Genomic DNA, 20,258 nt, shown 5'->3' on the forward strand with positions numbered 1-20,258 from the left:
TACGCACAACTGTAGTTGCGCAAATAAGAACTGGCTCCTAGTGTCTGTAACAGCCGCCGCCGTACTGCGAAGGTGAATCTCAATGAAGAGTGAGGAGGCATCGATGACAGGCTTCGATTTCGACGGAATGTTGACGTTCTGGGCACGTCGCTGGGACGACATCCTCAGCATGGTTGTGGAGCATGTCACCGTGGTCGCCCTGGCACTCGCCATCGCCATGATCATCGGCATCGGCGTTGGGATGCTGGTCTGGGACAAGCCGATGCCCCGTACCGGCGTCATCGCAGCAGCAGCGGTCGCGCTGACCATCCCCTCCCTCGCGCTGCTCGCGATCCTGATCCCAGCCTTTGGACTTGGCTGGGTGCCGACTGTCATCGCACTGGTCATCTACTCGCTCCTGCCCATCGTTCGCAACACCGTCGTCGGCCTGCGGGAAGTACCGCCCGCCATCATGGAATCCGCCAAGGGCATGGGCATGAACCCCCTGCGTGTGCTGGTGAGGATTCAGCTCCCGATGGCCTGGCCCGTGATACTCACCGGCGTTCGTGTCGCGGCACAGTTGACCATCGGAATCGCGGCCATCGCCGCATACGTTGCGGGCCCGGGTCTCGGGCAGTTCATCTTCAAGGGCCTTTCGTCCCTTTGGGTCGAAGAACGCATTGAACTTTGCACTCACCGGAACGGTGGGCGTCATCATCCTGGCGCTCCTGATCGACGCGTTGTTCGTCCTCATCACCCGCATCACGACCTCAAGGGGGCTCCGTGCCTAAGTCACCAGACACCGCCATCACCCAGATCGCTCGCAACAACAGCGGTGCTCGGATCGAACTCGACCGTGTCACCAAGACCTACCCCAATCAACCGGTGTCGGCCGTCGAGAACTTTTCGATGGTGGCCGAACCCGGCGAACTGATCATGTTCGTGGGCCCGAGCGGATGCGGCAAGACGACCACCATGAAGATGATCAACCGCATCATCGAACCGAGCAGCGGGTCGATATCCATCGACGGACGCGATGTGCTGTCGCTCAACCCGAATGAGCTGCGACGCCACATCGGATATGTGATCCAGCAGATCGGCCTGTTCCCGCACATGACCATCGCGGAGAACATCGCCGTGGTTCCCCAGCTGCTCGGCTGGAGCAAGGAGAAGATCCGGAGCCGGATCGACGAGCTGCTCACCACGGTGGAGCTCGATCCCGCCGCCTTCGCCACCCGATACCCGAAGCAGCTCTCCGGCGGCCAGCAGCAGCGCGTCGGAGTTGCTCGTGCCCTCGCAGCAGACCCGCCGGTCATGCTCATGGACGAACCATTCGGGGCAACCGACCCGATCACCAGGGAGAAGCTCCAGTAGGAGTTCCTCCGTCTGCAGGATTCGCTCGGCAAGACGATCATCTTTGTGACCCACGACTTCGACGAGGCGGTGCGACTCGGCGACCGCATCGCCGTATTGAGCGAACGCAGCCAGATCGAACAGTTCGACACTCCGGCGAACATTCTGGCCGCACCGGCCAACGAATACGTTGCATCGTTCATCGGGCACGGCGCCGCCATCAAACGACTCACACTGATCCCGGTCAGCGAGGCCCTCCTCGGGTCTGCATCGTCGGCTCCCAGCGGTCCGATCACGGTCAGCACCACCGATTCACTTCGGGACGCCCTCGACTCGCTCGTTCTCACCGGGGCGACTTCCCTTGCCGTCGTCGGGCCGGACAACCGGGCGGTTGGCTCGATCACCATCGACGCCATCTCCGCCGTTCTCGGCGCTGAGCTGCCTCGGGTGTCGTCAGCGCCATCGCAGACAGAAGCAGGCGTTCGGCCATGAGCACCGAGCTCGCCAGGATCGTCGGCGAGAGCCCCGATACCCTCCCCACCCAGCGGCAGGCTTTCTTCACTCTGAAGCGTTTCGCCACGCCCATCGTCGTTGTCGTCGTGCTCGGCCTTCTGCTGCTCTGGGTTTCCACACTGAAACTCGACTCGATCGAACAACGCACCCTCAACTGGGATTACATCATTGCCCGTACGCGCGAGCATCTCGGACTCGCCATTGTGGCCTCGGCACTGGTCGCCGTCCTGGCGATCCCGACCGGTATCGCGCTCAGTCGCACGAAATCGAAGACCATCAGAGGCATCGTGCTGGGAATCGCCAATATCGGCCAGGCAACTCCGGCCGTCGGCGTCATCATCCTGCTGGCCATCGTCTGGCAGACCGGATACACCACAGCCCTGGTCGCACTGGTCGTCTATTCATTCCTCCCGGTGCTGCGCAACACCATGGTCGGCCTCCAGCAAGTCGACGAAAGCGTCCGCGAGTCGGCCAAAGGCATGGGGATGACTCCCAACCAGGTGCTCCTGCGCATCGAACTTCCCCTGGCCGTTCCCGTCATCCTCGCGGGGCTCCGCACCTCGCTGGTGTTCTGCGTCGGAGTCGCGACCATCGCCACCTTCATCAACGCGGGCGGTCTTGGCGACATGATCGTCAACGGACTCAAGCTCCAGCGTTACCCGGTCCTGATCGTCGGGGCCGTGCTGGTCGCCTGCATCGCCCTCCTGATCGACTGGGTCGCCGCGGTGGCAGAAGACCTGCTCAGGCCCAAAGGGACCTGATCCACACCACCGCGCGACGCACCGCGCATCACAGCAACATCCGCACAGCAACAACAAACACAGTGTCAAACAACCAAGGAGCAATCATGAAAAAACGCACCGCCCTCTCCCTCCTGGCCATCGCGGCCATCGGAACACTCGGGCTCACCGCCTGCGCCAGCGGAAGCGCCGAGAACTCCGGCGGATCCCAGGGCGACGAAGTGGCCGGCCTCACCGGCACGATCGGCGCCAAGGACTTCTCAGAGCAGTTCATCCTCGCCTACCTCACCAGCGGCATCCTCAACGCCCACGGGGCCGAGACGGATGCGAACATCCAGGTGGTCGGTTCCGCCAACGTGCGTGCGGCCCTGGAGAGCGACGAGTTCATGGGCTATTGGGAGTACTCCGGCACGTCCTGGATCACGTATAACGGCAACACCGAGCCTGTTCAGGGAGAGGAAGCCCAGTTCGAAGCAACGAAGGAGGCTGACGCCGCAAACGGCATCGCCTGGCTCGACCCGGCGCCGCTCAACAACACCTACGCGTTCGCCATCCGTTCAGACAAGGCGAAAGAACTCCGTGTGAAGTCGCTCAGCGACATCGCCGACCTTCCGGTTGAAGACCAGACATTCTGCATTGAAAGCGAATTCTCGACTCGTGACGACGGCTGGCCAGGCCTCAAGTCCGCCTACGGGATCGATGTTCCAGACTCGAATGTCGCACTCCTCGACACCGGCGTCATCTACACCGCGACGCAAAAGGGCGATGACTGCAACTTCGGAGAGGTCTTCCAGACCGATGGTCGGATCAAGGCGCTCGATCTCACGGTCATGGAAGACGACCTGGAGTTCTTCCCCGTCTACCAGGGGGCTTTCACCCTCAAGCAGAGCACGCTCGACGAGTACCCCGGAATCGCCGATGTCATCGCGCTGATGTCTAGCAAGCTCACGACGGAGGTTATGCAGGATCTGAACGCACTGGCCGATGTCGACGGGGAAGACCCGGAAGACATCGCCAATGACTGGCTGACCGAGGAAGGCTTGATCTGATGCAGGGCACCCTTCAGATTGGCGAAAGCTTCATCGGCGACGGCGTGAACGCCGCGCACGTCAACACGGTCTTCGGCCATCGGGATGGACCTGCCGGAGTGGCCTGGGCTTCGGCCCTGGCCACCCCGAGCCAGGGGCATGTTCCCTTCGTGGCCGTCCTCCGGCCCTCGCTGCCGGTGAAGCCACTGACCCTTTTCGTGACCAAGTCCGCCCCGGCGGGCGACGAACACGGACTCCTGATCTGGGGGCCGGCCCAGGCCGGCATCGCGGCCGGTGTGGCTGATGCACTCGCTGACGGCGTCATCACCGTCGAACAGGCGGATTCCCACGTCGTCATCGCTGCGGTCTGGGTGAATCCGGGCGCAGATGACGCTCAAACGGTCTACGCGAACAACCGGAAATCGGTTCGCACGGCCCTCGAGAACGGATCTCGGCTCCTGCCGAACACCGATGAGGTCATCGCCGCACGGAACACGCCGACCAACCCCTTCTTCACCCCACAGGCTTAGAGCCTGGCCAAGCCAGAAAGCACCACATGAAGATCACGGCCATTCGCCTCACGCGATTGAGTCTGCCACTCGATCCGCCATTCAATGCCGCATGGGACCCGACCCCCCGCACGACCTTCCCGGCGACACTCGTGACGGTGGAGACCGACGAAGGAGTCGTCGGATTCGGCTCTGGCGACACCATGGACGGGTTCGAGGCATACGAGGATCTGTTCATCGGCACCGATCCGCTACAGATTCTCAACCAGGTGCGACGCATCGAGACGATCAACTTCCACGGAGGTCGGTACTGGCCGCTTGAGGCTGCCCTGTGGGACATCATCGGCCAGGTGGCGGGACTCCCGGTCAGTGTTCTCTTCGGCGGTGCACGGGACCGCCTGCCCGCCTACGCCTCGTGCGGGGAACTCAAGCCACCTGCTGCACGGGCGGAATCGGCACTGGCCGCCAAGGAACGCGGCTTCAAAGCCATGAAGATCCGGCTCGCGCGTCATCGGCTCGCTGACGGCATCGCGGCCGTGAGGGCGACCAGGGAAGCCGTCGGCGACGACTTCGACATCATGGTGGATCTCAACCAGATGTGGCGCATGAGCGGAGACATCGAGGCCGCCCTCCCGCTCGCACAGGTGCAACGAATAGCAGCGGAACTCACCGAGATCGGCGTGCTCTGGCTCGAAGAACCGTTGCCGCAGGCAGACGTCATCGGCGCCCGCCGGGTGCGGGCTGAAACCGGAATCCAGATCGCCGGGGGCGAGATGGTGCGCAGCATGCCCGAACTGGCTCAACTGATCGAAGCAGATGCCTACGACATCTACCAGCCGGATGTCGTCCTCGCGGTGGGCATGTACCGCGCCAGGCAGGTGGCCGAGTCCGCCAATCTGCGCCACCGTCTCTTCACTCCACACACCTGGAGCAACGGACTCGGCCTGCTGGCCAACCTCCACGTGGCCGCGGGGGTCGACGCATCCCCTTATCTCGAGTTTCCATACGATCCGCCGGGGTGGACACCGGAACGACGGGACTTCTTCATGAAGCCCCTCGACATCGATGAGAACGGAGACCTGCTGGTTCCGAACGCGCCAGGGCTCGGAACAGAGATCGACGCGGATGCTGTGAAGAGGTACACGATATGACCGACTGGATTGCACGCGCACGGGCACTCGCCCCCGAATCCGGGCTCTTCATCGACGGAAGTTTCCGCCCAGCCGCCGACGGGGAGACCTTCGAGACCAGGGCACCACGAGACGGCAGCCTTATTACTCGGGTGAGCGCCGCAGGTGAAGCGGATGTTGATGCGGCTGTGAGCGCGGCGGCCCGCGCTTTCGAGTCAGGCAGCTGGTCACGCGCCGATCGGCGCGAACGGCAGAGGGTGCTTCTTCGCCTGGCCGACCTGATGCTCGAGAACCTCGATGAGCTCGCGCTCCTGGAGTCGATCGATTCCGGGCACCCCATCAGCGATGCCCGGAATGTTGATGTGCCGAATGCCGCACGCACGGTGCGCTGGTATGCCGAGGCCATCGACAAGATGTACGACGAGATCGCACCGGCCCCGCAGGATGCACTCGCCCTGATCACCAGGGAGGCCCTCGGAGTCGTTGCCGCGGTCGTACCCTGGAACTATCCCCTGATCATCACCGCCTGGAAGATCGCCCCAGCGCTCGCCGCGGGCAACTCGGTTGTACTGAAACCGGCCGAGCTCACCAGCCTGTCGGCGTTGAAGCTCGCAGAACTGGCCGCCATCGCCGGAGTGCCGGATGGGGTCTTCAACGTGGTGCCGGGGCTCGGTCCCGTCACCGGCGCCGCGCTCGGGCGGCATCCGCTGGTCGACAAGGTCACGTTCACCGGCTCGCCTGCCGTCGGTCGCGCGTTCCTCGGCTATTCCGCCGAATCCAACGGCAAGCAGGTCGCCCTGGAACTCGGCGGCAAGTCGGCGCAGGTGGTGCTCGCCGATGTGGCGGATATCGCCGCCTGCGCATCATCCGTCGCCTGGGGGATCTTCTACAACGCCGGGCAGACCTGCCATGGCGGCAGCCGACTCATCGTTGACGAACGCGTGCACGACGAGTTGGTCGCCGGGGTTCTGAAGGTCGGTGCCTCGCTGCGCCTGGGAGACCCACTCCTCGAATCGACGCAGATCGGCACGATCGCGAGCGAGAAACAGCTTGAGCGCGTGCTCGGATACGTGGACGTCGCCAGGGCGGAGGGGGTGACCGTCCACGGTGGCGAGCGCGTCAGGCCGGACGGCCTTGACGGAGGGTATTACGTCGAGCCGACGGTGTTCGATGGCGTCGACAACGCCGGCAGGATCGGCCAGGAAGAGATCTTCGGACCGGCACTCGCCGTGACGACGGTGCGCGGTGCTGCCGAAGCCGTCAGGGTCGCCAACGACAGCCCATACGGGCTCGCAGCCAGCGTGTGGACCCAGGACATCAGCACCGCACACACCGTCGCGCGCCAACTGCGTGCGGGCACGGTGTGGGTGAACACCTTCGACGTGGCCGACGTGATCACGCCGTTCGGCGGGTTCAAGAACTCCGGAAGCGGGCGGGACAGATCTCTCCACGCTTTCGACGCGTACACCGCGCTCAAAACCACCTGGATCAACCTGGGCGATGCGCCCCTGAACAACGATTGAGAACCGAATAGATGAACGCTTCTTCCCCGACCCGTGTCGGGTTCATCGGCCTGGGCAGTATGGGCTCCGGCATGACGCGAAACCTGCAGAAATGCGGTTTCGCACTCGTCGTCAACGACATCCGTTCAGCAGCTGCGGCGGAGCTGATCGCCGGTGGCGCCGTCTGGGCGGATACGCCCGCGGAGGTCGCCGCCCTCAGCGACGTGGTCATCACCATGCTGCCGACGCCACGACATGTCGAGGCTGTACTCGCCGGACCGGATGGAATCCTGGCCGGAATCGCCGACGGCGGCACCTGGGTCGACATGTCGACGTCGGTTCCTGAGGTGGCGAATCGAGTGAGATCGGATCACTCCGCCCGCGGTCTGCGCATCCTGGATGCGCCGGTCAGTGGGATGTCTATTGGCGCAGCCACGGGAATGCTACAGATTTTCATCGGTGGTGAGATAGCGGATGTCGAACGGTTGCGTCCGGTCTTCGAAGCGATGGGCAACCCGGATCGCATCCTCCATGTCGGTGCCGCCGGCACGGGTTATGCCGTCAAGCTCATGATCAACCAGCTGTGGTTCTCCCACCTCGTCGCCACAGCAGAAGTATTGAGCATCGGGGTCAAGGCCGGAGTGGAGCTTGATGTTCTGCGTGATGCTTTGATCGCCAGCCCGGCGAACAGCAATTTTGTGCAGAACGACATCCTGTCGATCCTGGAGCGTGGCGACTACGACGAGGGCTTCGCGATCGCCCTGGCCTGCAAAGACCTCGGTCTCTCGATCGATCTGGCGAGGTCGGTCGGAGTGCCGGCCGAACTCAGCGGGCTGGTGGAGCAGATCTACCGCCGTGCGAAGGCCAGCTACGGCGACCGTGCAGGGGAGATGGCGCCCGTGAAGCTGTACGAAGATCTGATCGGATCGCCGCTCCGCCTGGAAGGGGTGCTGGTATGACCGCGTTCACCGGCCTGGCTCCCCTGCCGCGCCCGCTCGCAGAGACCGAGCTGACGCTCGACGCGAAGCCCGTTGCCTACTTCGGCCGCGGTCGGGTGTCAGAGGTCGGCCTGATCACCGCTGCAACCGGTGCGACCGCTGTGTTGATAGTGACCGATCCGTTCCTGGCGACCTCTGCCGTTGTCGATGCCGTTCGGGTGTCACTCGAGAGTGCCGGCCTGCTGGTCACTGTCTACGGCGGTGTCACGCCCAACCCGACGACGACCTGTGTCGACGAGGGCAGCGACCTGGCAGCATCCGTCAGGGCGGACGCCATCGTCGCTGTCGGTGGCGGCTCTTCGATGGATGCCGCCAAGGGAATATCTCTCGGCGCGCGCAATCCCCAGCGCGGACTGGACCTCGACTATACGAGCGTGTTCTCCCAGCCGGCCATTCCGATCGTTGCTGTTCCGACGACGGCGGGGACCGGCGCGGAGGTCAACGCCTTCGGTGTCATCACCGACGTCGTCAGCCACCGAAAGTTCTATGTCGGGCACAACAGCGCGCTGGCGCGAGCGGCAGTGCTCGATCCGGAACTCACGGTGGGATTGTCGCCGGCAGCCACGGCCGCGACGGGCATGGACGCGCTCACCCATGCGCTGGAGTCATACCTGTCGATTCGGGCCAATCCATACAGTGACGGCATCGCCCTGCAGGTGATCTCGACCGTCGCGACCTACCTTCCCCGCGCCGTCGCGAACGGCGCAGACCTTGAAGCGCGATCGGAACTGCTCCTGGCCAGCCACATCGCCGGGGTGGGTTTCTCCCACACGGGGCTCGGGCTGGTGCACGGCATCGCGCACCCGCTCGGCGGGCAGTTCAACATCCCCCACGGGTTGGCACTCTGCACCGTGATCGAAAGCGTGCTCCGTTTCAACCTGCTAGCCCGCACCGAACGGATCGGGCGGGTCGCGTTTGCTCTTGGCGTGGGCGACACGCATCTCGCCGACGAGGAGAATGCGCAATCGGCCATCACGGCGATTGCCGCGCTCGCTGCGGACGTGGGCATGATCGGCCCGCTCTCTCGCTTCGGCGTGACCGAAGAATCGCTCGCCTCACTCGCCGCTGACACCCTCGCCGACGCCGTTACCGTCAACAATCCCATTCAACCGAGCATCGACGACGTGGTGCGCATTCTCACGGAGGCATTATGAGCACCCCTGCTCGCATCACCGAGGCAGACGAGCAGGCGGTCCTGGATCTGGTCCCAACAGGCCTGTTCATCAACGGCGAATGGCGGGATGCGACCGGCAGCCGGGCCTTCGACGTGAACGACCCGTCGACAGGGCGAGTTCTGCGGAGTGTCGCCGATGCCTCGCCGGAGGACGGAGCCGATGCCTTGTCGTCTGCCCACTCCGCTCAGAGATCGTGGGCGAAGACGGCGCCGCGCGAGCGCGCAGAGTTGCTCAGACGAGCGTTCGAGGCTGTCACTGTGCGCACCGACGAGTTTGCTCTCCTGGATGACACTCGAGATGGGAAAACCGCTCGCAGAGTCCCTCGGCGAAGTGGCGTACGGGGCGGAGTTCCTGCGCTGGTTCTCGGAGGAGACCGTTCGTGTCTCCGGCAGGTTCGCCACGGCGCCAGACGGGAGAAGCCGACTTCTGGTGACCAAGCATCCGGTCGGGCCGTCGTTGTTCATCACGCCTTGGAACTTTCCGCTTGCAATGGCCACCCGCAAGATCGCCCCCGCGATCGCGGCTGGCTGCACGATGGTGTTGAAGCCGGCAGCGCTGACCCCACTCACGGCCCTGCTCTTCGCGCAGGTGTTGCAGGAGGCCGGGTTGCCTGACGGGGTCTTGAACGTGATTCAAACGACGAGGGCCGGGGCGGTCACTGGCCCCCTGATCACCGACCCGCGCCTCCGCAAGTTGTCGTTCACCGGTTCAACGGAAGTCGGCAGACGGATGCTGAAGAACTCAGCCGACCAGGTGCTGCGGGTCTCGATGGAGCTCGGCGGCAACGCGCCCTTCATCGTCTTCGACGACGCTGATCTCGACAAGGCCGTCGACGGTGCGATGCTGGCCAAGATGCGCAACGGCGGCGAGGCGTGCACGGCGGCGAACCGGCTGCTGGTGCAGGAATCTGTCTCGGCGGAGTTCGCCGCCAGGCTGACGGACCGCATGCGGAACCACGCCGTCGCGCGTGGCACGGATCCGGACTCGAAGATCGGTCCGCTGGTCGACGAAGGCACCCGCACGAAGGTGCACGAGCTCGTGACCGCATCGATCGAAGCCGGAGCGACCCTGGCCCTGGGCGGAAACAGCATCGAGGGCCCTGGCTACTTCTACCAGCCGACGGTGCTGACGAACGTGCCGGCGACGGCACGGATCATGCATGAAGAGATATTCGGGCCGGTCGCGCCGATCATGACCTTCTCGACCGAGGCGGAAGCGGTTGAGCTCGCGAACGACACCGAGTATGGCCTGGTCGCCTACGCGTACACGCGGGACTTGAACCGCGGGTTGCGGCTGGCAGAAGAGCTGGAGGTCGGCATGCTGGGTCTCAACACGGGGATCGTGTCGAACCCGGCCGCGCCGTTCGGAGGAGTGAAGCAGTCTGGACTGGGTCGCGAAGGCGGTTTCGAGGGAATCGAGGAGTATCTCGAGACGCGCTATGTGGGTATCTCTGACCCCTTCGAGGATGCCTGACCGCCAGCCGCTGACCGCCATCCGTCCGCCACACACTGACCGCCGGCTGACCCTCAAGCGTCGGCAATCGCCGTTCGCGCCCAGAATCGCCGCTATAGCGGGGTCACTCGGCGCAAACGGCGATTCCGAGCGAGTTGCGATTCCGAGCCCGGCTAACGGGCAGCGGACCAGACGTCTGATGTTCCCCGGCGATGACTGTCGACCAGGTGCGTGTCGACGATTCCGACGGCCTCCATCAGAGCGAACATGGTGGTCGGCCCGACAAAGGCGAAACCCTTCTTGCGCAGCGCCTTCGAGAGGGCGATCGACTCCGCCGAGGTCGTCGGGATGTCGGCATACGTTCGCGGCTCCGGCGTCGACGAAGGCCGGAACGACCAGACAAAATCGACCAGTCCGCCCTCATCGCGGAGCGCGATCGTGGCCTTCGCATTGGTGATCGTGGCGAGGATCTTGAGCCGGTTGCGCACGATGCCGGCGTCGGCCAGCAGACGTTCGACGTCGGCATCCGTGTATTCGGCGATCACATCTGGATCAAAGCCGTGGAACGCTTCGCGAAACGCCGGCCGCTTGCGCAGGATGGTCGCCCACGACAACCCTGACTGGAATGCCTCGAGACTGATGCGCTCGAACATCCCATGTTCATCGCGCACCGGCATGCCCCACTCTGTGTCGTAGTATTCCCGCATGAGCGGGTCGGTTGCCGCCCAACTCGGGCGGGCGAGGCCGTCGTCGCCGACCACGATTCCGGATGCCGGGGCCGGAATCATGCCGGAACTCGTCTTGATTACACCCGTCGCTGTCTCAGTTTGGTCCTTCAAGAAATTCTCCGTCATTCGCACAGTCTCAGTGTTCTTCCCGGCACGAGAGTCCAGAACCGGCAGGACCTCCATTCTCGCGGGTGCCGCATGAACTGCGGTTATAGCAACAACCGCTTGACGTTGCTCCTAACGGAATGAGATGCTTGTCTCAATCAGGACACATGTCTCATTCAAAGTTGAACGGGGAATTCACGGTGATCACGATAGACCGCAGTTTGATCCAGATAGGCAACGTGGGATTCGATCGGGCGGAGCTCACTGCGCTGTTCGCCGACATCCCGGTCGCAAATCTTGGCGACGCAATGGATCGCATGGGCGTGTGCGATGCGGGCGTGCGAGCGATGTGGCGGGGGGCACGATGCGTAGGAAACGCCTTCCCGGTTACGGTACGCGCCGGTGACAACGCCGGCTTGCATGTGGCGTTGGAGCATCTTCGACAGGGCGACGTCCTTGTCGTGAACGGCGGAGGTGACCTCTCGCGCGCCCTCCTGGGCGACCTACTTGCCACGAAGCTCACGCAGATCGGCGTCGCAGGTGTTGTCGTGGACGGCTGCATTCGGGATCGCTCAGCTCTGGAAAACATGAAGTACCCCGTCTGGGCGCGCGGGGTGAACCCTGCTGGTCCATACAAGAACGGGCCGGCGATCCTCGGACACGCTGCCGCAATCGGCGGCGTCGTTGTGCACCCGGGCGACATCGTGGCGGCCGATGACGACGGTGTCGCGTTCATTCCGGTGGAGAGGGCGCAGGAGATACTCTCCTCCGCCCATGCCGTCGTCGCGCGTGAAGCAGAAATGGCGAGTCAGCTCGCGAGCTGACTCGATTCACCATTCGATAAGAAGCCCATCTCAACGATCAAACTCAAAGAAGAGGAAGAAAAGTTATGCGCAAGATGATGGTGTTTGCATCCCTCGCAACGGCCGCAGTGCTCCTGGCGGGATGTGCGTCCAGTGAAAACGGATCGTCCGGTGGTCAGGCATCCACTGAGCCGGGGAACACGGGCGACGTCTCGGTTGAAACGTCCAAGCTCACCGACGGGGTGGAAGTCAATGAAGACGCCAGTGAACTCCTGCCGGAGTCGATCAAGACGTCCGGCGTGCTCAAGGTCGGTGGAGAGACCAGCCTCCCACCGTACCTATTCCTGTCGGAAGGCACTTTGACCGGCGTGGAGGCGGACATCATGGCAGCCCTGGGAAAGGCTCTCGGCTTGAAGGTCGAGGTGACGAACACGAAGTTCGCGGCCATGGTCACGGGCCTGGTGTCTGAGCGTTTCGATGTTGCCATGTCGGACTTCTCCGACACTCTGGAGCGACAGCAACAGGTGACCTTCATCGACTACACAGAGGCAGGCCAGATCCTCGTGGTCGCCAAGGGCAATCCGGAGAACATCAATTCGCTTGAAGACCTGTGCGGCAAATCGGCGGCCGGACCCGCCGGAAGTCTGTCCGTGGAATTGGCAAAAGAGCAATCGAAGGCCTGTGTCGATGACGGCCAGCCGGCCGTGGACGTCCAGCAGTATCCGACCGGTGCGGAAACCCAATTGGCCTTGCAGAACGGCAGGACGGATGCGATGGCAATCGACTACGCAATCGGGAGCTACAACGTGCAACAGGTACCAGACAAGATCGAATTGTCCGGTGAGCCGTTTGCCCTGGGTTACCACGGCGCTGCGGTGCGACCGGACGACAAAGAACTCCAGGCCGCGCTCGAGGCAGGACTCAATGGATTGATCGAAGACGGCGTGTACCAGGCGATCCTCGACGAGTGGGGCGTGCCACAGATGGCAATGACTGAGGTTCTCATCAACGGGACAACCGAATGACGACGGTCGCCATGGACACGCCAGTCGCCTCTCCGACTCTGAAACTCGCACCGCGTCGTCACTACCTCCAGATCGCCGCGGCCGTTGTGGTCCTGTTGCTCGCGTTCCTGCTTGCGCAGAGCCTTGCAACGAACGACAACATGCAGTGGCACATCGTGTGGCAGTACCTGTGGGATGAGCAGGTCGGGAGAGGGATCGTCACGACTCTCCTGTTGACCGTACTCTGCATGACGATGGGAACAGCACTCGCGACGGTCCTGGCCGTCATGCGGCTGTCAAAGAACCGGGTGCTGTCGTCGGTCGCGTTCGCATACGTGTGGTTTTTTCGTGGCACGCCCCTCCTGGTTCAGCTCATCTTCTGGTACAACCTGGCAGCACTCTTCCCCGTTCTGGGCATCGGCATCCCTTTCACGAGCGTCGGTGCGAGCGTCTCCACGAATGCCGTCATCACGGCGTTCGTCGCCGCCGTGCTGGGTTTCACACTGAACGAAGCCGCCTACATGTCCGAGATCGTCCGCGCCGGTATCCAGTCCGTGAACATCGGGCAGCGGGAAGCAGCACTGTCGACGGGAATGACCGAAAGCCAGAGCATGCGGAGAATCGTGTTGCCGCAGGCGATGCGCGTCATTGTCCCGCCGACAGCGAATCAGGCAATCAACCTTCTCAAGGCCACGTCTCTGGTCGCGTTCATTGCCGGCGGTGACCTGTTGTCCGCCGTGCAGGACATTTATGCAGTCAATTTCGCGGTCATCCCGCTTCTCGTCGTTGCCAGTATCTGGTACCTCGTGATCGTGACGGTTGCAAGTGCCGGCCAGTACTACCTCGAACGTTGGGTCGGCAGAGGAGTGACCAATTTCAGCGAGGCGGCCGTGACCGACCAGATTGCTTCTATCGAAGCCAGGCAGGGGGGTGCAGCATGAGACCGATGGTGGAAATCACAGACCTCCACAAGTCGTTCGGACGAGTAGAGGTACTGCGGGGCATCAATATCGCGGTCCCACCAGGATCGGTCACCTCTATCCTCGGCCCATCGGGCTCGGGCAAGTCGACCATGCTGAGGTGCATCAATCACCTTGAAAAGCCGACCGCCGGAGCTATCCAGGTCGACGGCGAATACGTCGGATACACCCGCAATGGCGACACTCTGTCAGAAATCTCTGGAAGGGCTCTCGCTCGACAGCGCGCCGGTATCGGGATGGTTTTTCAGCGCTTCGATCTCTACGCTCACATGACCGCCATCGAAAACATCATCGAGGGACCGATCAGGGTTCTGGGGAAGTCGCGCACCTCGGCCATGGAAGAAGCTCGAGAACTACTCGATCGGGTGGGTCTGGGCGACAGGGCGCGAGCGTATCCTGCACAGCTCTCAGGTGGCCAGCAGCAACGCGTCGCAATTGCCCGTGCGTTGGCGATGAAGCCTAAAGTCATGCTCTTCGACGAGCCGACTTCCGCCCTGGATCCAGAGTTGGTCGGCGAAGTGCTGTCCGTGATGAAGGAGGTGGCGAATTCCGGAATAACGATGCTGGTGGTAACGCACGAGGTAGCGTTCGCCAGGGAAGTATCGAACGAAGCGATCTTCATGGCGGATGGCGTCGTCGTGGAACGAGGCGATCCTGACGAGGTTCTGCGCAAGCCGAATCATCCGCGAACACGAGATTTCTTGTCGAGAGTTCTGTGATGGAAACGTCGTCAGTTTCTCGCCCTGGATCCCTTTCTGTGCAGCGAATCAGGAGTGTCTCCTTGCGAGGTCCCCTGCATTCTGCGCCAGTTGGAACGATCTCGCTTGCCATCGGGGAACCGAGCTTCGACACCCCCAACGTCATCCGCGATGCCATGCTGAAGGCATTGGCCTCTGGCGCTACCCACTATTGTGATCAGTTCGGGTTGATGCCGCTCAGAGAGACCATCGCGTCAGACGAGCGACGAAGCCGGAGGCGCTCGATCACCGTGGACGACGTTCTCGTCACCCACGGCGCCTCCGCCGGCCTCGCCGCCGTCATTCTCGGGGTTGTAAACCCGGGAGACGTGGTCGCAATCGAGGACCCCACCTACTCCCTCTACGCCGATCTGGTCGCTTTCGCAGGAGGGACCGTGACGACATTCCGGCGAAATCAGAACGGCGAGCTCGACGCAGACTCCCTCCACGACGCGGTCAGAAGTGCGAGGTTGGTGATTGTCTGCCAGCCGTCCAACCCAACGGGCGCCATCCTCTCCTCATCGGACTGGGGACTTATCGTCGAAGCCACGCGCATCAACCAGAGCCTTATCCTGTCTGATGAGGCCTATGCGAGCCTGATCTACGACGGCAATGCGTTCACGTCCATTCTCGATGTTCCCGGCTTGGAGACGCGAGGCATCTTGTGTCAGACGTTTTCCAAGAAGTTCGCCATGACGGGCTGGCGAGTGGGCTATCTCCTCGGACCGTCGGAGTTGATCGCTGCTGCTTCGGTCGTGCACCGCACCTTCAACGGCTCCGTCAACACCGCGGTGCAATATGCCGCAATAACCGCGATCTCAGATGCGCAGCCCGACGCCAGCCGGATGCTGATGGAATACGCTGAACGCCGGGTTGTGATGGAGGATGCGTTGTCTTCGGTTTCTGGCCTGGAGGCACGTACCCCTGCCGGTGCGTTCTACTTCCATTGCCGCTACGCGGACTCCCGTGATTCGACTGGACTAAGTCGAGCTGCAACTGCGGCCGGCGTCCTCGTTCGACCAGGGCGTGAATTCGGCCCAGCGGGCGAAGGACACATCAGACTTTCTTTCGCCGCAGCGCCGGAGGACATATGGGAGGGTATCCGTAGGCTCAGTTCTGTACTCGACATGAGCACTGAACGGGAATAGGGAGATACATGAGGACAACGGGTCTGCGCCAGGACACCTCGAGGAACCAGCAGCAGTTGTTGAAGGTCGCGCAAAAACTCCTCGCCGAGGCGCCGGCCCCACTCTCGATGCGACAATTGGCGAGCGAAGCACAGGTCTCACCGGCAAGCGTGTATCGCTACTACGGATCCATCGAAGGAGTCGTCGAGGCATTCAGAAGCAGTGTCATTTCCGAGGTAGTGGAGTTCAGCGCTGCTTCGACAGAGACGGGCATTCGTCTCCTCGAGGATGTCTGCCTGCAATGGGTGGACCTCGTCATCCGGGACGGCCGGGCGATGAGCCACTCCAGGTCGCGCCAAGGCTATCTGGCGCGACTTCGGAATGAAGCCCCTGACCTGAAACTACAAGAAGCCGCAATGCACCGACCTCTCGTCGAGGCCTGCAAGGAACTCGGCATCACGATTCCCGACGAAGAAGCGTTGTTCCTCTGGAACCAGATATTCGACCCACGCGACGTGCTCGACTTGATGAGCTCTCTTGAATTGTCCCGCACGACCGTCTCAGGGCGATTGGTTCGCACTCTGCTGGGAGCCCTCCGGGGGTGGGCTGCGCCAGACTGAGCTGCACCTCAGAAAAGCCGCTCGACCTTCACCTCTTCCAACTCCTCGAGCCCGAGCAGGAACCGCTTGCGGTCTAGTCCGCCGCCGTAGCCGACGAGGTTTCCGTCGGCGCCGATCACGCGATGGCACGGCACGATGATGCTGATCGGATTCTTGCCATTCGCGGCGCCGACGGCTCGCGAGAGGTTGCGGTCGCCGAGCGCCGTGGCCAGTTGGCCGTACGACCGGGTCTCGCCGTAGGGGATGTCACGCAGCAACGCCCAGACCTTCTGCTGGAACGCGTCGCCCTTCGGCGCCAGCGGCAGGTCAAAACTCGTGCGCTCCCCCGCGAAGTACTGCGCGAGCTGTTCAGCCGCCGCCGCGAACACCGCATCGTCACGGGAACCGAACATCGCAGCATCCGGAGCATGCCTGTGTTCCCGAAAATACACGCCGGTCAGCGCATTGTCTTCGCCGACCAGGGTCAGGTCGCCGACAGGGGTGTCGATGATGGCATGGTTGCTCATCTGAGCTCCTTCCGGATCGCTCGTTCCTATTCTCACAGGAGGCACCGACACAGTGTTTGCCTCCTGTTACGAAGACGCGCGACCGGTTGCAAACGTGAGATCAGCATCCGCTCTTCCTCCCTCACGGTCGCCGAGTCGCCCGACTCTGCTCGTAATCGGGCCAACGAAGAGCAGAATCGGGCGACTCGGTGTCGGGTTGGGGTGGAATTGGGGTGGAAGGGGCGTCGAGTTGGCGTAGGCAGTCAGCGTGCCCAGCGGCCTGAACGTCCCACACCGCATCGCCGAGCATCACAGCGTCGGCGGCCGAGACTCCGGCTTTCTCCAGTGCCGCATTGAGCAGGTCGGGGTTGGGTTTGGCGGCATCAACGTCGGCAGCGGATGTCACGACAGACACCGACTCGTCACTGTCGAGCACGCGGAGAAGGTGCTCAAGTTCATTGGGGTCGGCGGATGTCGCAAGCACGACCTGCGTTCCCCAGGCCGCAACGGTGCGGAGCAGTTCGCGCGCACGCTCGAACGGCCTGAGCAGGGAGGCACTCTCTGCCAGGTACACGCCGTGCAGTCGCTTCACCTCGTCGGCGATCTGCTCGGCATCGTCGCCGACGAGCGCCGCAAGCAGCTCGGCCGACCCCATGCCGATCGCCCGGTGCACGCGCCATGCGGCGACCGAATGCCCGACCGCGACAAACGCCCGGCTCCACGCGTCAACGTGCAGGTAGTTCGAGTCGACGAGGGTGCCGTCGATGTCGAACAAGACGGCCTGTGGCCTGGTGGGGTTGTCGCTCGTCATATCGTCACGCTACGCCGGCCGAGCCCGTTTCGGCAGGCGAGTGCGCCCGTTCCGGTCGAGAGTGACCCGCGCGGATCGTATTGCAGATTGGGGAATCTCGCCACGGCCGCCCCTGCCGCCTTCAAGGTCGCCGAGCCGCCCGATTCTGCTCTTTCTTGGGCCGGTGAAGAGCCGATTCGGGCCGTTCGGTGTCCAAGACGTCGACGTTCGAGGTCGAAGACGACGCCGTGCGGGCCGTACCGCCTAAGCCAGCGCGGTCGCCAGGAACGCGATGGTCGCAGCGAGCGCATCCCGCGCTTCTGGCCGGTCCAGGTGAAACTGGTATTCGTGCGGCAGCGACGGTTCCAGGTCAGCAGGCCAGAACAGTGTGTTGACGTCGACGCCGAGTCTCTCGAGCTTCTCGGCCAGCGGCTTCGCCTGGGTCTCAGTCAGCGGGTCCCCGTTGCCGCCACTGATGTACGCGGGTGGGAAGGCATCCGTCACATGGTTGATCGTCGACATCTGCCGGACGGCCTCCGAGGTCGCAAAGTCGGCAGCGCCGACGTAAGCCCAGATCGATCGCTCGATTCCCCAGCCGATCAGGCCAGAGCCGAGCAGCATCCGTGGCACGTCGTAGATGCCGCAATTGAGGACGACCGTCTTCAACTGGTCGGGTGCCAGTGATGACGTGATTCCCAGCAGCGCGGCGTATGCCGGGCTGGTGGTGAGGGTGGCCAGTTGGCTCGCCAGCTGGGCGCCCGCAGAGTCGCCGGCGAGCGCCATTTTCCCGGCGTCGATAAAGAGGGAGTCGGCATGAGCGGTGAGGTAACCAAGCGCGTCGTTCAGGTGGTGGAGTGCCGCGGGGTAGGTCGCTTCCGGCGCGATCGGGTAGGAAACGCTGACCACGGTGTAGCCCGCGGCGGCAAGCAATTCGAAGTACGGTCGGCCGTCGTGCTTGTTGCCGGAGATCCACGCTCCGCCGTGAATCCAGACGACAGTGGGCAACGGATGCGCGGTGCCGGCCGGGTAGTACACGTCGAATTGCGCGTGCCGGTCGCCCTCCCTGTAGCGCTGGTCGAGAACGGCGGTCACACCTTCTGGCGCATATCGCTGCATCGCCCGCAGCACCTCGCGCGCATCGCGTTCGAAGACGGCGCGGATGAGCATGGCACCCGGCCAGGGGCTGCCCCGCCGCAGCCGGCGCGAGTGGGCGGTGCGTGCGACTGGTTGTGGTCCCGGTGCCACGGTGACGCTCTCGTCATCCGAGTTGATGCTCACGGCTGTCTCCTCATCCGGCGTGGCTGGGCCGACGCTGCTAGTCCAGTACTGTCGCCATGAATTCGATGGTGTGATCGAGGGCGGCCTGCGCCTGGGGCCGCTCCAGCTTGAACTGGTACTCGTGCGGCAGCGATGGCTCCAGGTCGGCCGGCCAGAACAGGGTGCTGACGTCGACCCCGAGGCCGTCGAGCTTCTCGGCAAGAGGCTTCGACTGGGTGTCGGTCAGCGGGTCACCGTTGCCGCCCGTGATGAATGCGGGAGGGAAGGCATCCGTCACATGGTGGATTGTCGACATCTGCGCCACCGCCTCTGAACTCTCATAGTCGAGCGTTCCGACGTACGACCAGATCGATTGGTCAACGCCCCAACCGACGAGGCCTGTGCCGAGGAGCATCCGGGGAATGTCATAGATGCCGCAATTGAGGATGACACCCCTCAGCTGGTCTGGCGTGAGGCTGGGGGTGACGCCGACCAGATCGGCGTACTCGGGGTTTGTGGTGAGTGCGGCCAGCTGGGTCGTGTACTGCGACCCTGCCGAGTCTCCGGCGATGGCGATCGTCGTGGGGTCGATGTTCAAGTCGTCGGCGTTGTCGGTCAGGTAGCCGAACGCATCGTTCAGCTGGTTCAGCGCCGTCGGGTATGTGGCCTCTGGGGCGATGGTGTACCCCAGGCTCACAACGGTGTACCCCTCTGCCGCAAGGAGTTCGAAGTAGGGGCCGCCGTCGTTTTTTGAACCAGAGATCCAGGCGCCACCGTGGATCCAGACCACGGTGGGCAGCGGCTCGTCCGTGCCATCAGGGTAGTACACGTCGAACACGGCGTCCGGATCGTCGGCACGATACGACAGGTCGCTTGTTACCGTTATTCCACCCGGAGCGTATGGCTGCATCTCCGCCAGAACCTCTGCGGCATCCCGTTCGAACAGGGCACGAACAACCAGGGCTCCGGGCCACGGACTCACCACGAACGCGGTTGCGATGATCGAGATCACACCGACAACAGCGATGAGCGTGATGACGAGTGCGCGCCGACGCCTGCGCCTGCGCGGTGAATGCGCCCTGGCCGTTGCGTCGGTGATATCGACGCCCGCGCTGGCCCCAGTGGCGTCACGTGTGTCGGCGCGCATCGGCTATCCCCCCCGGTTGCCGCTCGGCGGCGTATCTCAAAGCCATCTTATTGCCGGCGTGCACCAGGCGCAGGGCGTGCCGTCCAACGTGCTAGC

Annotated in this window: 21 protein-coding genes and 1 pseudogene; 17 read left to right on the forward strand and 5 right to left on the reverse strand. The window is 63.3% G+C overall.

Annotation, left to right across the window (positions count from 1 at the left end; all coding sequences use genetic code 11):
• The first annotated feature begins 103 nt into the window (after positions 1-103).
• From K323_RS28420 to K323_RS28430, 11 genes and pseudogenes are all read left to right on the forward strand, one after another.
• A complete protein-coding gene (locus K323_RS28420) occupies positions 104-913 on the forward strand; it encodes an ABC transporter permease (RefSeq protein WP_245570938.1) in 810 nt (269 codons plus the stop codon).
• Positions 889-1,353 (forward strand): ATP-binding cassette domain-containing protein, encoded by a 465-nt coding sequence (locus K323_RS30845; RefSeq protein ID WP_425402266.1) that lies wholly within the window; start codon positions 889-891, stop codon positions 1,351-1,353. Before K323_RS28420 ends, K323_RS30845 begins: the two co-directional genes overlap by 25 nt.
• 45 nt (positions 1,354-1,398) lie before the next feature.
• Positions 1,399-1,824: a hypothetical protein gene (locus K323_RS30850; RefSeq protein ID WP_425402267.1), complete on the forward strand. Its 426-nt coding sequence runs from the start codon at positions 1,399-1,401 to the stop codon at positions 1,822-1,824.
• On the forward strand, positions 1,821-2,606 hold the full coding sequence (locus tag K323_RS0107090; RefSeq protein ID WP_022884592.1) for an ABC transporter permease: 786 nt from the start codon (positions 1,821-1,823) through the stop codon (positions 2,604-2,606). The genes K323_RS30850 and K323_RS0107090 overlap by 4 nt, the downstream gene beginning before the upstream one ends.
• An 86-nt stretch (positions 2,607-2,692) precedes the next feature.
• Positions 2,693-3,634: a glycine betaine ABC transporter substrate-binding protein gene (locus K323_RS0107095; protein WP_022884593.1), complete on the forward strand. Its 942-nt coding sequence runs from the start codon at positions 2,693-2,695 to the stop codon at positions 3,632-3,634.
• Positions 3,634-4,143 carry a formaldehyde-activating enzyme gene (fae, locus tag K323_RS0107100; protein ID WP_022884594.1) on the forward strand — a complete coding sequence of 170 codons (510 nt, stop codon included), beginning with the start codon at positions 3,634-3,636 and terminating at the stop codon, positions 4,141-4,143. Before K323_RS0107095 ends, fae begins: the two co-directional genes overlap by 1 nt.
• Positions 4,144-4,169: 26 nt before the next feature.
• Positions 4,170-5,273, forward strand: coding sequence for a mandelate racemase/muconate lactonizing enzyme family protein (locus K323_RS0107105; protein ID WP_022884595.1), 1,104 nt, complete (start codon positions 4,170-4,172; stop codon positions 5,271-5,273).
• The gene (locus K323_RS0107110; RefSeq protein ID WP_022884596.1) at positions 5,270-6,775 is read left to right on the forward strand and encodes an aldehyde dehydrogenase; all 1,506 of its coding nucleotides are present in this window, start codon (positions 5,270-5,272) and stop codon (positions 6,773-6,775) included. Before K323_RS0107105 ends, K323_RS0107110 begins: the two co-directional genes overlap by 4 nt.
• Positions 6,776-6,786: 11 nt before the next feature.
• On the forward strand, positions 6,787-7,713 hold the full coding sequence (locus tag K323_RS0107115; protein WP_022884597.1) for an NAD(P)-dependent oxidoreductase: 927 nt from the start codon (positions 6,787-6,789) through the stop codon (positions 7,711-7,713).
• The gene (locus K323_RS0107120; protein ID WP_022884598.1) at positions 7,710-8,906 is read left to right on the forward strand and encodes an iron-containing alcohol dehydrogenase family protein; all 1,197 of its coding nucleotides are present in this window, start codon (positions 7,710-7,712) and stop codon (positions 8,904-8,906) included. The genes K323_RS0107115 and K323_RS0107120 overlap by 4 nt, the downstream gene beginning before the upstream one ends.
• Positions 8,903-10,400 (forward strand): annotated as a pseudogene (locus tag K323_RS28430) (NAD-dependent succinate-semialdehyde dehydrogenase). The gene K323_RS0107120 and the pseudogene K323_RS28430 overlap by 4 nt, the downstream one beginning before the upstream one ends.
• 152 nt (positions 10,401-10,552) lie before the next feature.
• Here the strand turns inward: K323_RS28430 and K323_RS0107130 are convergent.
• A complete protein-coding gene (locus tag K323_RS0107130) occupies positions 10,553-11,167 on the reverse strand; it encodes a DNA-3-methyladenine glycosylase I (protein WP_026851360.1) in 615 nt (204 codons plus the stop codon).
• A 212-nt stretch (positions 11,168-11,379) separates the two neighbouring features.
• Here K323_RS0107130 and K323_RS24770 point away from each other — a divergent pair, with 212 nt between their 5' ends.
• The 6 genes from K323_RS24770 (at position 11,380) to K323_RS0107160 (ending at position 16,483) form a co-directional block, all read left to right on the forward strand.
• A complete protein-coding gene (locus K323_RS24770; RefSeq protein ID WP_022884600.1) occupies positions 11,380-12,036 on the forward strand; it encodes an RraA family protein in 657 nt (218 codons plus the stop codon).
• 65 nt (positions 12,037-12,101) lie between these two features.
• Positions 12,102-13,040 (forward strand): ABC transporter substrate-binding protein, encoded by a 939-nt coding sequence (locus K323_RS0107140; protein ID WP_022884601.1) that lies wholly within the window; start codon positions 12,102-12,104, stop codon positions 13,038-13,040.
• Positions 13,037-13,960: an amino acid ABC transporter permease gene (locus K323_RS24775; RefSeq protein ID WP_022884602.1), complete on the forward strand. Its 924-nt coding sequence runs from the start codon at positions 13,037-13,039 to the stop codon at positions 13,958-13,960. Before K323_RS0107140 ends, K323_RS24775 begins: the two co-directional genes overlap by 4 nt.
• A gap of 5 nt (positions 13,961-13,965) precedes the next feature.
• A complete protein-coding gene (locus tag K323_RS0107150; RefSeq protein ID WP_022884603.1) occupies positions 13,966-14,718 on the forward strand; it encodes an amino acid ABC transporter ATP-binding protein in 753 nt (250 codons plus the stop codon).
• Positions 14,718-15,884 carry a pyridoxal phosphate-dependent aminotransferase gene (locus tag K323_RS24780; protein WP_033372548.1) on the forward strand — a complete coding sequence of 389 codons (1,167 nt, stop codon included), beginning with the start codon at positions 14,718-14,720 and terminating at the stop codon, positions 15,882-15,884. The genes K323_RS0107150 and K323_RS24780 overlap by 1 nt, the downstream gene beginning before the upstream one ends.
• 8 nt (positions 15,885-15,892) lie before the next feature.
• Positions 15,893-16,483: a TetR/AcrR family transcriptional regulator gene (locus tag K323_RS0107160; protein ID WP_022884605.1), complete on the forward strand. Its 591-nt coding sequence runs from the start codon at positions 15,893-15,895 to the stop codon at positions 16,481-16,483.
• 8 nt (positions 16,484-16,491) lie between these two features.
• Here K323_RS0107160 and K323_RS0107165 read toward each other — a convergent pair whose 3' ends face one another.
• The 4 genes from K323_RS0107165 to K323_RS0107180 form a co-directional block, all read right to left on the reverse strand.
• A complete protein-coding gene (locus K323_RS0107165) occupies positions 16,492-16,989 on the reverse strand; it encodes a methylated-DNA--[protein]-cysteine S-methyltransferase (protein WP_022884606.1) in 498 nt (165 codons plus the stop codon).
• A 121-nt stretch (positions 16,990-17,110) separates the two neighbouring features.
• On the reverse strand, positions 17,111-17,779 hold the full coding sequence (locus K323_RS24785; protein ID WP_022884607.1) for an HAD family hydrolase: 669 nt from the start codon (positions 17,777-17,779) through the stop codon (positions 17,111-17,113).
• Positions 17,780-18,022: 243 nt separating this feature from the next.
• On the reverse strand, positions 18,023-19,036 hold the full coding sequence (locus K323_RS24790; protein ID WP_022884608.1) for an alpha/beta hydrolase: 1,014 nt from the start codon (positions 19,034-19,036) through the stop codon (positions 18,023-18,025).
• Between the two features lie 37 nt (positions 19,037-19,073).
• Positions 19,074-20,162 (reverse strand): alpha/beta hydrolase, encoded by a 1,089-nt coding sequence (locus K323_RS0107180; RefSeq protein ID WP_022884609.1) that lies wholly within the window; start codon positions 20,160-20,162, stop codon positions 19,074-19,076.
• Between the last annotated feature and the right edge of the window lie 96 nt (positions 20,163-20,258).

The sequence above is a fragment of the Glaciibacter superstes DSM 21135 genome (assembly GCF_000421145.1).
Lineage (GTDB): Bacteria > Actinomycetota > Actinomycetes > Actinomycetales > Microbacteriaceae > Cryobacterium > Cryobacterium superstes.

Excerpts from the sequence above, each read along its gene's own strand:
- K323_RS28420 (WP_245570938.1), top strand. The coding sequence starts at position 104 with ATGACAGGCTTCGATTTCGACGGAATGTTGACGTTCTGGGCACGTCGC.
- K323_RS30845 (WP_425402266.1), top strand. The coding sequence starts at position 889 with ATGGTGGCCGAACCCGGCGAACTGATCATGTTCGTGGGCCCGAGCGGA.
- K323_RS0107090 (WP_022884592.1), top strand. The coding sequence starts at position 1,821 with ATGAGCACCGAGCTCGCCAGGATCGTCGGCGAGAGCCCCGATACCCTC.
- K323_RS0107095 (WP_022884593.1), top strand. The coding sequence starts at position 2,693 with ATGAAAAAACGCACCGCCCTCTCCCTCCTGGCCATCGCGGCCATCGGA.
- fae (WP_022884594.1), top strand. The coding sequence starts at position 3,634 with ATGCAGGGCACCCTTCAGATTGGCGAAAGCTTCATCGGCGACGGCGTG.
- K323_RS0107105 (WP_022884595.1), top strand. The coding sequence starts at position 4,170 with ATGAAGATCACGGCCATTCGCCTCACGCGATTGAGTCTGCCACTCGAT.
- K323_RS0107110 (WP_022884596.1), top strand. The coding sequence starts at position 5,270 with ATGACCGACTGGATTGCACGCGCACGGGCACTCGCCCCCGAATCCGGG.
- K323_RS0107115 (WP_022884597.1), top strand. The coding sequence starts at position 6,787 with ATGAACGCTTCTTCCCCGACCCGTGTCGGGTTCATCGGCCTGGGCAGT.
- K323_RS0107120 (WP_022884598.1), top strand. The coding sequence starts at position 7,710 with ATGACCGCGTTCACCGGCCTGGCTCCCCTGCCGCGCCCGCTCGCAGAG.
- K323_RS0107130 (WP_026851360.1), bottom strand. The coding sequence starts at position 11,167 with ATGATTCCGGCCCCGGCATCCGGAATCGTGGTCGGCGACGACGGCCTC.
- K323_RS24770 (WP_022884600.1), top strand. The coding sequence starts at position 11,380 with ATGTCTCATTCAAAGTTGAACGGGGAATTCACGGTGATCACGATAGAC.
- K323_RS0107140 (WP_022884601.1), top strand. The coding sequence starts at position 12,102 with ATGCGCAAGATGATGGTGTTTGCATCCCTCGCAACGGCCGCAGTGCTC.
- K323_RS24775 (WP_022884602.1), top strand. The coding sequence starts at position 13,037 with ATGACGACGGTCGCCATGGACACGCCAGTCGCCTCTCCGACTCTGAAA.
- K323_RS0107150 (WP_022884603.1), top strand. The coding sequence starts at position 13,966 with ATGGTGGAAATCACAGACCTCCACAAGTCGTTCGGACGAGTAGAGGTA.
- K323_RS24780 (WP_033372548.1), top strand. The coding sequence starts at position 14,718 with ATGGAAACGTCGTCAGTTTCTCGCCCTGGATCCCTTTCTGTGCAGCGA.
- K323_RS0107160 (WP_022884605.1), top strand. The coding sequence starts at position 15,893 with ATGAGGACAACGGGTCTGCGCCAGGACACCTCGAGGAACCAGCAGCAG.
- K323_RS0107165 (WP_022884606.1), bottom strand. The coding sequence starts at position 16,989 with ATGAGCAACCATGCCATCATCGACACCCCTGTCGGCGACCTGACCCTG.
- K323_RS24785 (WP_022884607.1), bottom strand. The coding sequence starts at position 17,779 with ATGACGAGCGACAACCCCACCAGGCCACAGGCCGTCTTGTTCGACATC.
- K323_RS0107180 (WP_022884609.1), bottom strand. The coding sequence starts at position 20,162 with ATGCGCGCCGACACACGTGACGCCACTGGGGCCAGCGCGGGCGTCGAT.